This window comes from Peribacillus sp. P4_D6, from assembly GCF_056401795.1.
Genome location: NZ_JBFUIQ010000127.1, coordinates 1 through 10598 on the forward strand (window position 1 = coordinate 1; position 10598 = coordinate 10598).

Below are 10598 nucleotides of genomic sequence, written 5' to 3' on the forward strand. Positions count from 1 at the left end.
TATCGGCGGCGGGAAAGGCGGATCTGACTTCGATCCAAAAGGAAAATCAGACGCTGAAATCATGCGTTTTTGCCAAAGCTTTATGTCAGAATTAGGTCGGTATATCGGACCGGACACGGATGTACCGGCTGGCGATATCGGAGTTGGAGCAAGAGAAATAGGATATCTATTCGGTCAGTATAAAAAGATGCAAGGAAGCTATTACGCAGGTGTTTTAACTGGTAAAGGGATAAGTTATGGCGGAAGCTTTGCCCGTACAGAAGCAACTGGATACGGAACGGTTTACTTCGTCGAAGAAATGCTAAAAGATAAAGGTTTACAGTTCCACGGAAGCACTGTCGTTGTTTCAGGATCTGGTAATGTTTCTATTTATGCAATCGAAAAAGCTACACAGCTGGGTGCTAAAGTAGTTGCATGCAGTGACTCCAATGGTTACATTTACGATAAAAATGGCCTAAACTTAGATACAGTTAAACGCTTAAAAGAAGTAGAAAGAAAACGTCTGAGTGAGTACGTCATTGCGCATCCGGAAGCCGAATACAATGAAGGAAGTTACGGTATCTGGTCTGTTTCTTGCGACATCGCCCTTCCGTGTGCAACACAAAATGAGATTGATGAAGAAGCAGCCAAATTGCTGGTTAAAAACAACGTGAAGGCAGTAGGTGAAGGTGCCAACATGCCTTCCACCCTTGAGGCTATTGACATATTCCTTAATAATGGCGTCTTATTCGGACCCGCTAAAGCTGCCAATGCGGGTGGGGTTGCCGTTTCTGCACTTGAAATGGCCCAAAACAGTGCTAGAATGCCTTGGACATTTGAGGATGTCGATGCCAAACTTCACGGTATCATGAAAAACATTTATAAAAACAGTGTAGAAGCATCCGAAACATACGGGGAGCCTGGCAATTTAGTTGTCGGAGCAAACATTGCTGGTTTCCTTAAAGTAGCAGACGCTATGCTGATTCAAGGTATCCTCTAAAAATAAGATAATGTAATAGGCGGCCCCAATTTGGACCGCCTTAATAAAATCTAGTGAATTTTTTAGCATGAAATTATATTTCTTTAAAAGAAAAGAGTGAGCTTAATTATGAAAGACATTAAAAATATCTATTGTGTAGGTCGAAACTATGCCTTACATGCAAAAGAGTTAAATAATGAAGTACCAACTTCTCCTATTTTATTTTCAAAACCAACTCATTCGCTTGTGGAAGCAAATGGTCAGTCAATTACATTGCCCAGTAATCAGGGTTCCATTCACTTTGAAACTGAACTTGTCATACATATCTCAAAGCAGTACGAACCAGGAATGAAAGTAGATGAAATAGTAGATGCCATGGCCATTGGGTTGGATTTAACACTTAGAGATGTTCAAACACAGTTAAAACAAAAACAGCATCCTTGGCTTTTGGCTAAAGGATTTAAAAATTCAGCTGTTGTTAGTGAATTTATTCCGTTTATAGGTGTTGAAGCATGTAAACAATTAGATTTTTCTCTTTTTAAAAATGGAGAGCGTGTACAAGTCGGAAATATTATAGACTTACTTTTTGATTTGCAAACGATTATAGAATTTACAGCAGRGCATTTTGGGCTAGGGAAAGGAGATATTATTTTTACCGGTACTCCAAGTGGTGTCGGTCCTCTTTCAGATCAAGACMAGCTTTCACTWAACTGGGGTGGAAATGAAGTGGGATACTGTTCAGTCATACTACATCCATGAAAAAGAGCAGTCATTTTTGACTGTTTTTTTTCGTGGAGATTTCTCAATCTTAGACAAAAAGAAGAAACTCCTCTAAAATAAGGAAAAACAATTAAAGTATAAGGGGGATAAGGATATATAGAAAAGAAGTGGGGAAAACTCCTCCATTTAAGTTGAAATAAATATGGCACGTACTTTATTCAAAAAGCTTGACCATTAAAACCTGATTAAAATTAATTCTTAATGAAGTATTTTAGAACTTAGTCTTGAGCACTATATTTAAAAGATAACGATAATCATTTAAAGTGCTATATTATAATAATATAGGATAGAACAGGTGGAATGTGCATGAAAAACAACCCAGAAAATGAGTATTTATATAATTGGCTATCTATTACTAATATTCAAATGAGCATTACTAATGAGCTAGAAAGTACTTTGCAAAAAAATCATAACCTGTCGTTAAAAGAGTTTTACGTTCTTTACTTTTTATCTCAAACAAGCGATAAACAATTGAGGTTACAGCAATTACAAGAGATGGTAGGATTAAGCCAAAGTGCTATATCAAGGCTGGTAGGTAGGCTCGAAGCAAAAAGTTGTGGGGCATTACAAAGACATATATGTGAAGATGATCGTAGAGGTATCTACACACGTTTAACTACATTAGGTGAAGAAAAACTAGAGAGAGCCTTGAATACTTTTCAAAATATTCTTCACATTGCTTTTTCAAAAGGTAATCTTCAACGTGAGTTACAATCTTTAATGCAGAAATTATAATGTAACCTTCTAAGTTTATTTTAAACAAGGCAGTTACTTCTATTTATTTAGATATGAATCAGTTGTTACTTTAGCCTAGTATGGTTCACAGGAGCTATCTTTTATTTAAATATTATTGCTGTGTGTATATATTTCTCCTTTAGATTGTGAAAGGTTGACAAAGATAAATGATTAATGTTAAATTAAATGCATGCTCATGCATTTAATTTTATCTCCTTTTAATTTATATGAAAATGTATAGGTTGACAAAGAGAAATAGCTATTGTAAGTTAGATGCACGCGCATGCATTTAAAAGTGTTGAATTTATATGTTTTAAGTATACTAAATCGTATAATTTAACATGCATGAGGAACTATATGTTGTGGTTAACATTTATTCAATTATTTATTTAACTAAAAAGGAGTTTTTAGCATGGAACATTTATTTAGTACTTATAAGCTAAAAGGATTGGAATTAAAAAACCGTGTTGTCATGTCACCGATGTGTCAATATTCAGTTGAAAAGAAAGACGGCATTGCGACAGACTGGCATTACCTACACTATGTAAATCGAGCAATCGGTGGAGCTGGTTTTATTATGGTTGAAATGACAGACGTTGAACCCGATGGTCGTATTTCAGACTATGATTTAGGGTTATGGTCAGATGAACAAATTCCTGCTTTAGCACGAATTGTAGAAGCTTGTCACCGTTACGGAGCCAAAGTGGGTATCCAGATTGCTCACGCCGGTCGCAAAGCAGAAGACGCAGAAGTACCGGTTGCGCCTTCAGCGATTCCATTTGATGAAAAATCAAAAACACCAAGAGCTCTTTCAACAGCTGAAGTCAAAGAAATGGTAGAAAAATTCCGTAAGGCGGTGCAGCGTGCAGTAAAAGCCGGGTTTGATGCTATTGAAATTCACGGCGCTCATGGTTATTTAATTCATCAATTCCACTCTCCGTTAACGAATAAACGAGATGATGAGTATGGCCAAGATCTCACGAAGTTCGGCCGAGAAATTATTGAAGCAGCGAAAGCTGAAATTCCAGAAAACATGCCATTAGTGATGCGTATCTCTGCCAAAGAATATGTAGAAGATGGATATGATATTAACGGAAGTATCGCATTTGCGAAAGAATATCAAAAAGCAGGAGTAGATATCTTTGACATCTCTTCAGGTGGCGAAGGTCAGATTGCTGCTTGGGGAAAACCGGGTACCCATGCAGCTTACCAAGTGCCACTAGCAAGAGAAATTAAGAAGGCTCTTGATGTTCCTGTCATTGCAGTAGGAAGATTAGATGACCCTGCATTAGCAAACGCGGTAATTGGAAATGAAGAAGCAGACCTTGTAGCTGTTGGCCGAGGCATGCTACGTAACCCTCATTGGGCATTAGAAGCTGCAGCTACATTGAAAAAAGAGACGATTGTGCCTACACAGTACGCAGATGGTTTTAGAAGATAAGTTGAAGTAACAAAAGGTACAAACCTAAAGGAGGAGTATAAAACATGTCATATATTCAAGATAAAGTAGTCATCATTACAGGATCTTCAAGTGGTATTGGGGAAGCAACAGCGCTTCATCTTGCGAAGAATGGGGCCTCTGTCGTTCTAGCTGCTAGAAATGAAGAGAAACTAAAAAGTCTAGCAGATCGAATCAATAAAGACGGGGGAACGGCTTCCTATAAGGTGACAGATGTTACGGTTAAAGAAGATGTTCAATCTCTTGTGGACTTTACAGTAGATAAATTCGGAAGAGTGGATACGTTAATTAACAGTGCAGGGATGATGTTGTTCTCCATGTGGGATAACGCTCATGTAGACGAATGGGAAACGATGATCGATCTAAACGTAAAAGGTGTGCTGTATGGAGTAGCTGCGGTCCTTCCTCATATGAAGAAACAAGAAGGCGGACAAATCATTAATGTAGGTTCCATTGCCGGTCATGCGATTGGCGAAGGCCATGGAGTGTATAGTTCTACAAAGTATGCAGTAAGAGCGATTACCGAAAGTTTACGTAAAGAGGTATCAGTCAAACATAATATTCAAGCTGTTTTAGTTTCACCAGGTGTCATTGCAACTAATTGGCAGGATACAGTGACAGATGAAGATGTAAAATCCGTACTGGGAGAATTAAATAAGGTAGCTATTGACGTAGACTATGTAGCTGAAACAATTGGATTTGTGGTTAATAAACCTGCAAACGTCATGATTAATGATGTGATTGTCACACCTACAGCTCAGGAATGGTGATGTAGTACTTCGAAAGAAATACGTCTGATTACGAAGCAAAGAAAGGTAATTTGCCATACTTGATTTTGTCTATAGGAATGAGACAACTAGTTTTACACTTATAGTTTGGTTTAAACTTACTAGATATTATATGGTCAGACCATATTAATATCATTTTATCATTAAAATTTATTTTGGGAGGTTTTTTCATGAAGGTATTAGTAGTAGGAGCTAATGGTCGAGTAGGTTCATATCTTGTTGATAAACTAGTTGAGAAAGGTCATTTTGTTTACGCAGGAACTAGAAGAGATAACCTCACAAGCAATTCGAGCAATGTTCGTTATGTTCATGTAGATTTATTAGCTAGTCCTGAGGTAATAGCTGAAAATATACATGACGCAGAAGCCATTTTCTTTGTGGCTGGTTCTAGAGGAAAAGATTTATTGAAGATTGACTTAAATGGCGCTGTCAATGTGATGCGCGCTGCTGAAAGCAAGAAGATAAAAAGATTTATTATGCTTAGTTCCGTATTTTCTCTTGAACCAGACAAGTGGGGTCAAGCTTTTCTAAAAGATTTAACAAATTATAATATTGCTAAACATTTTGCTGATCATTGGCTGATTAATAATACCAAGTTAGACTATACAATCTTACAGCCTGGTGCTTTAAAAGAGGAGCCTGGATCTGGAAGTATAGATGTCAATATTGATCACCCTGGTGAAAATGCTATAGAAAATGTAGTGGACACGTTAGTTCAGAGTTTGCAAGACCCTAATACCATTGGAAAAGTTATCACAATGAGAGATGGTAAAACTCCTATAGCAGACGCTTTGCGAAATTTATAAGAATAGCTTTTCCAGATGCATATCAAATAAAACGAGACTGAGCTACAAAACTTTATTATCGTTAAATGGACTATTTATAACTTAAGGGGGTTTGAGGAGAAATGAGCAAAACAGCAATAAAAGATTACGATGAGATTATTGAAGTGGTGAATAAGTATATTGAAGGCCTTATTACAGGGAACAAAGAAGTAGCAAAGCAAGCTTTTCATAAAGATGCAACTATGTACGGTTACAACACAACTGATGGCTTTCTAGGAGGACCTATTCAAAACTTATGGGACTTTATGGATAAAGCTGGTCCTGCAAAAAATCTTAAATCAAGAGTTGATATTCTAGATGTTGAAGGAACGATTGCTTCGGTTCGTATAAGTTTAGAGAATGATGCGTATGGCGAATCATACACTGATTTTCAGCAATTACTTAAACTAGGCGGTGAATGGATCATTATTTCGAAGTTATTCCATCTGCATTCGTAAAAATAGTTTCTAATAAACATCATGCAAAACTTTGAATTTCAAAACCCTATAAACCTGTATTTCTCTTAAATGATTGGATTATCAATATCCATTCATATTTTATACTAATCCTTAAATCTTGTTAGTATGGGCTCCGAATGATAATTTTGCTGTTTCAAAAATTGAGAATGTTATTTAAATCACTTCTCAAACCTTAATTGTCGGCGTAGTTATTGCCAAGAATCTTACGCCAGATAGAATTGAAAATATTAATATTATATTTATTATAATATGAAAGAATGGCCAAAAATCATTTTGATTTTTGGCCATTTTAATATTAGAAGTGAAAACCAAATAATTATTTTTCTACTCAAGCAATTATATCTTCAGCTAAGAGTTTAGAACCACTAGCACCTTTTAGATATTTCAAGGTTCCTTCACTTGACCAATCAAATATCTTTATATTAATCATTTTTTTTGATACTTCGTTAATGTTTAACTGGTTCGAAGTGAAATTATAATTTGAAGGAATAATTTTATTGCCGGCTATAGCTAAAGCATTTAAACAGACTATATGAGTTAATCTATATTGCTTATAATCATTCCATTCCACAGGTAACAACTCTTTAAAACAATTAAAATATGTAAGGGTTATATTAAGTATTTTTTCCTTAGGTAACTCGGCTATCTTTGTATTTTTAATTAATAACACAAGAAAGTTATATACATTTTGTAAAGTGATATGCTTTTCTTTAGTTCTTTTGCCAATTAACGTTCCTTTATTATACAAGGGGCTGTGAGGGTCAATAATTAGCTGTGTTGCAATCCAACTAAGATTATCACTTTCTCTTTTTAAAAATCTACTTAACGAAGTACCTATACCTTTAGCTTTTGTATTAATAACATCAAAAATTTAATTTCTACATCTAAACAGTGAAAAGTATTGAACCACACATTTAATATTGTACTATTTGTATATACTCCGATTCACCCAAATGTGAAGTTTTCACCTATAGAACTGCTAATATTTAGGTGAATTTTTTATCTCCCTGAAAACCTGACTCTACACCGAAGTAAAGCAATCATTCCATGCTTTCTACTATCAGTCCGGTAAAAACGAAGTCATATCTAGCCGATTGTGATAATTAAGGTATAATGATAGGGGAAAGATATTTTGTAACGGATTAGGTGAAGATGATCATGAAGCTAATCATTGCGGAGAAACCAGATCAAGGTTCAACGCTAGCGGCTCAATTTAAAACGAAAAAACAGCAAGGCTATATAGAAATCATGCCGAATGAACTTTTCCCCGATGGAGCTTATGTAACTTGGGCCGTCGGACATTTATGTCAACTTGTTTCGCCGGAAACCTATCATTCAAAATGGAAAAAATGGTCGATGGAAACGTTGCCGATGATTCCTGAGAAATTTCAATATGAAGTGACAAGGCAAAAGGCAAAGCAATTCAATGTTGTGAAGACTTTGCTTAGGAAAACGGAAGTCGATGAAATCATTCATGCAGGTGATGCCGGGCGTGAAGGAGAATTGATAGTACGCAACATCGTTAACTTATGCAATGTCAATAAACCGATGAAACGTTTATGGATATCCTCTTTGACCCCGAAAGCGATTTATGAGGGATTTCAAAATCTGAAGAGCGAAGAAAAAACCAGGCCGCTTTATTATGAAGCGTATACGAGAGCTTGTGCGGACTGGGTTGTGGGAATGAATGCGTCGAGAGCGTATAGTATTTTATTGAAACAAAGGGGTGTTTCGGATGTGTTTTCAGCTGGAAGGGTTCAGACACCGACTCTTGCTTTGATAGTGAAGCGGGAAATGGAAATCGAGCAATTCAAGTCTGAACCGTTCTGGGAAGTGTTCGCAGATTTCAAGATGGACGGTAAGAAATATCAGGGTAAATGGCAGCTGAATAATGATCCGAGAATCAAGACAAAAGAAATGGCTGATAAAATTGCCGCCTTTTGTAAGGGTAAGGAAGCTGAAATAGCGGAAATGGATACTGAAAGGAAAGAATTTCAGCCGCCTTTGTTATTTAATCTATCATCATTGCAAGCGACAGTGAACAAGATTTATAAATATTCACCGAAACAGACGCTTGATATCGTGCAAAGTTTATATCAAAAAGGGATCGTTTCTTATCCACGTTCAGATTCCAATTACGTTACGGAGGGGGAAGCCGAAACATTTCCCGATATTTTGCAAAAACTAAGCGGATTTTCAGAATATGAATCCCTGTTTCCTTTGCCACAACCGAACATCATGAATAATAAACGGTTTGTAAATGAAAAAAAAGTGACTGATCACTATGCCATTATTCCGACGGAGCAGGTAACCGACCCGAAGCGGCTTTCCGCCGAAGAACGGAATATATATGACTTGGTTGTTCGCCGGTTGATTGCGGCTCATTATGAGAAAGCGATTTTCGATTACACCACCATTAAAACGCTTGTCGATAAGCGGGCCGAATTCATTTCTAAAGGCAAGCAGCAGATCCAAGAGGGATGGCGCAAAGTGATTTTCCAAAATAATGACAAGGATGATGATGATATCATTTTGCCGTCCGTTTCCAAAGGGGATACTGGAAATGTCGCCAATATAAAGGTGAAAGAAGGAAAAACCCAACCTCCTAAGCGCTATACAGAGGGTCAGCTGATCACTTTGATGAAAACTGCCGGAAAGCATCTGGATAATGAAGAGTTAGAAAAAGTACTGATGAAAACCGAGGGTCTCGGAACCGAAGCAACTCGGGCTGGCATCATTACCATGCTCAAAGACCGTAAATACATCAATGTGAAAAAAAACCAGGTGTTTGCGACAGATAAAGGAAAAGTGCTGATTACTGCCATCGGGGAGAAAATCCTGGCTTCACCCGAGATGACAGCCAAATGGGAACAGAGATTAAGGGAAATTGGTGAAGGGAAGGCTTCAGCTGGCGGATTTATGGAAGCTGTTAAAAAGATGTCGGCAAAAATCATCAGTGATGCCGTGGAATCATCGGAAAACTGGGATTTTCAAGGGCTGGATACCGAGTCGATTCAACGGAGCGGCTCTAAAAAAAGAAGCTCGGCATCTGTGGGCAGCTGTAAACTATGCGGTTCTAAGATTGTCGATAAAGGGGAATTCTATGGATGTGTAAGTTATCAAAAAACAAAGTGTAACTTCACAATATCCAAAAAAATCCTTAATAAGAAAATCAGTCAAGCAAATATAAAAAAGCTGTTGGCGAGCGGTGAAACGGATTTGATAAGCGGTTTTAAGAAAGGGGAAAAGACCTTTGATGCCATTTTATCTTGGTCCGACTCTGAAAAGAAGATCAGTTTTACTTTCCCGACAGAACAAAACGTCAAGCAAACTTAAGGAAAGACTTCATTAAAGGCGCCCTGAGACTTATATCTTCTTGTTTCGGGGTCGTATATATAGTAAAATTTTTAGATATGCGTTTGAATGGGAGGATTCCGAATGCCTACACCGAGCATGGAGGATTACATAGAACAAATTTATTTACTTATTGAAGAAAAAGGATATGCAAGGGTTTCCGATATTGCTGAAAATCTTTCCGTCCACCCATCTTCTGTTACAAAAATGGTTCAAAAACTTGATCAGGAAAAATATTTGATATATGAAAAGTACCGGGGTCTGGTCTTAACCGCAAATGGGAAAAAAGTTGGTAAAAGGCTCGTATACCGCCATGAACTTTTAGAACAGATGCTAAGGTTGATTGGGGTCAAGGAAGAAAATATTTATCAGGATGTAGAGGGGATTGAACACCACCTTAGTTGGAATGCCATCGATAGGATTGGAGACCTGGTTGAATTCTTTGAAGAATCTCCAGACCGTGTCGAGGATTTACGAAAGATACAAAAAAGAAATGAAGAAAATTCAAAATAAGCTGCCGCTGGCAGTTTTTTTATGTATTAATTTCATCTGTCTTCTTGAACCGGGCATGGTTCATTTTACAAATAAGGTCTAAAGGGGAGTAACGTTTTAAAAGAGGATTTTTTGATTATGAACAGAATAGCTATAAAGAGGCCCCGGTATTTTGATTCGGGAAAACGAAGTGTTTTTGTGTTTCTCAGTAACTTATTGATTAGGGATTAAATGGGAGGGGGAATTTCTTATGAATATACATACATGGCATAAAGAGTCGGAAAAGGAATGGGATGTTTTTGCACCTATGTGGGTGAAGAATTCGYAAGAAATGTGGGAAACGGGGAGTCGGAAAAACATCATTCCCTTCTTTTCTGAATATGTGCCTTCGGGAGTGAAGGTGGCTGACATAGGCTGTGGAGATGGAGTTGGCTCCTTGAAATTGGCCGAAGCGGGATTTAGAGTAACTGGAGTTGATTTATCCAATGTGATGATTGAATTTGCAAAGGGGAAAACCGCTCAACAACCAGGACTTTCTTTCCTGCAAGGGGATTTCTATAACCTTCCATTCAAAGATGAAGAAATGGATGCGGCAATGGTCATTAATTCTTTGGAATATACGGGTGAACCCTTAACGGTGTTGAAGGAAATCCAACGGGTAATAAAGCCTGGAGGTTATGTCTGCTTTGGAATACTTGGTCCAACAGCTGAGCCGCGAAAAAAATTCAG

11 protein-coding genes are annotated in these 10598 nt (G+C 37.4%); 10 read left to right on the forward strand and 1 reads right to left on the reverse strand.

Going from position 1 to position 10598, the window contains the following annotated elements:
• The 7 genes from gdhA to AC1DVB_RS22420 form a co-directional block, all read left to right on the forward strand.
• On the forward strand, positions 1–979 hold a 979-nt coding region (gene gdhA / locus AC1DVB_RS22390; protein WP_477591025.1), incomplete at its 5' end, for an NADP-specific glutamate dehydrogenase.
• A 108-nt stretch (positions 980–1087) separates the two neighbouring features.
• Positions 1088–1717, forward strand: a complete 630-nt coding sequence (locus tag AC1DVB_RS22395; RefSeq protein WP_477591026.1) for a fumarylacetoacetate hydrolase family protein — start codon at positions 1088–1090, stop codon at positions 1715–1717.
• Positions 1718–2044: 327 nt separating this feature from the next.
• Complete coding sequence (locus tag AC1DVB_RS22400; RefSeq protein WP_262869467.1) at positions 2045–2473, forward strand: MarR family winged helix-turn-helix transcriptional regulator; 429 nt, start codon at positions 2045–2047, stop codon at positions 2471–2473.
• 412 nt (positions 2474–2885) lie between these two features.
• Positions 2886–3914 carry an NADH:flavin oxidoreductase/NADH oxidase gene (locus AC1DVB_RS22405; RefSeq protein WP_477591029.1) on the forward strand — a complete coding sequence of 343 codons (1029 nt, stop codon included), beginning with the start codon at positions 2886–2888 and terminating at the stop codon, positions 3912–3914.
• 44 nt (positions 3915–3958) lie between these two features.
• The gene (locus tag AC1DVB_RS22410; RefSeq protein ID WP_262869465.1) at positions 3959–4702 is read left to right on the forward strand and encodes an SDR family oxidoreductase; all 744 of its coding nucleotides are present in this window, start codon (positions 3959–3961) and stop codon (positions 4700–4702) included.
• Positions 4703–4890: 188 nt separating this feature from the next.
• Entirely contained in the window at positions 4891–5526 is a 636-nt protein-coding gene (locus AC1DVB_RS22415) for an NAD(P)H-binding protein (RefSeq protein ID WP_477591031.1), read from the forward strand.
• Between the two features lie 101 nt (positions 5527–5627).
• Positions 5628–6002, forward strand: coding sequence for a nuclear transport factor 2 family protein (locus AC1DVB_RS22420; RefSeq protein ID WP_477591033.1), 375 nt, complete (start codon positions 5628–5630; stop codon positions 6000–6002).
• A 349-nt stretch (positions 6003–6351) separates the two neighbouring features.
• On the opposite strand, the gene AC1DVB_RS22425 is transcribed toward AC1DVB_RS22420, so the two are convergent.
• Entirely contained in the window at positions 6352–6594 is a 243-nt protein-coding gene (locus tag AC1DVB_RS22425) for a hypothetical protein (RefSeq protein ID WP_477591035.1), read from the reverse strand.
• Positions 6595–7181: 587 nt separating this feature from the next.
• Here AC1DVB_RS22425 and AC1DVB_RS22430 point away from each other — a divergent pair.
• From AC1DVB_RS22430 to AC1DVB_RS22440, 3 genes are all read left to right on the forward strand, one after another.
• A complete protein-coding gene (locus tag AC1DVB_RS22430) occupies positions 7182–9359 on the forward strand; it encodes a DNA topoisomerase III (RefSeq protein WP_477591037.1) in 2178 nt (725 codons plus the stop codon).
• Between the two features lie 102 nt (positions 9360–9461).
• Positions 9462–9890, forward strand: coding sequence for a transcriptional regulator MntR (mntR, locus tag AC1DVB_RS22435; protein WP_048687667.1), 429 nt, complete (start codon positions 9462–9464; stop codon positions 9888–9890).
• Between the two features lie 229 nt (positions 9891–10119).
• On the forward strand, positions 10120–10598 hold a 479-nt coding region (locus AC1DVB_RS22440; RefSeq protein ID WP_477591039.1), incomplete at its 3' end, for a class I SAM-dependent methyltransferase.

What these genes read in the sequence shown, in the direction of transcription:
- mntR (WP_048687667.1), top strand. Translation starts at nt 9,462, where the DNA reads ATGCCTACACCGAGCATGGAGGATTACATAGAACAAATTTATTTACTT.
- AC1DVB_RS22405 (WP_477591029.1), top strand. Translation starts at nt 2,886, where the DNA reads ATGGAACATTTATTTAGTACTTATAAGCTAAAAGGATTGGAATTAAAA.
- AC1DVB_RS22420 (WP_477591033.1), top strand. Translation starts at nt 5,628, where the DNA reads ATGAGCAAAACAGCAATAAAAGATTACGATGAGATTATTGAAGTGGTG.
- AC1DVB_RS22430 (WP_477591037.1), top strand. Translation starts at nt 7,182, where the DNA reads ATGAAGCTAATCATTGCGGAGAAACCAGATCAAGGTTCAACGCTAGCG.
- AC1DVB_RS22410 (WP_262869465.1), top strand. Translation starts at nt 3,959, where the DNA reads ATGTCATATATTCAAGATAAAGTAGTCATCATTACAGGATCTTCAAGT.
- AC1DVB_RS22400 (WP_262869467.1), top strand. Translation starts at nt 2,045, where the DNA reads ATGAAAAACAACCCAGAAAATGAGTATTTATATAATTGGCTATCTATT.
- AC1DVB_RS22415 (WP_477591031.1), top strand. Translation starts at nt 4,891, where the DNA reads ATGAAGGTATTAGTAGTAGGAGCTAATGGTCGAGTAGGTTCATATCTT.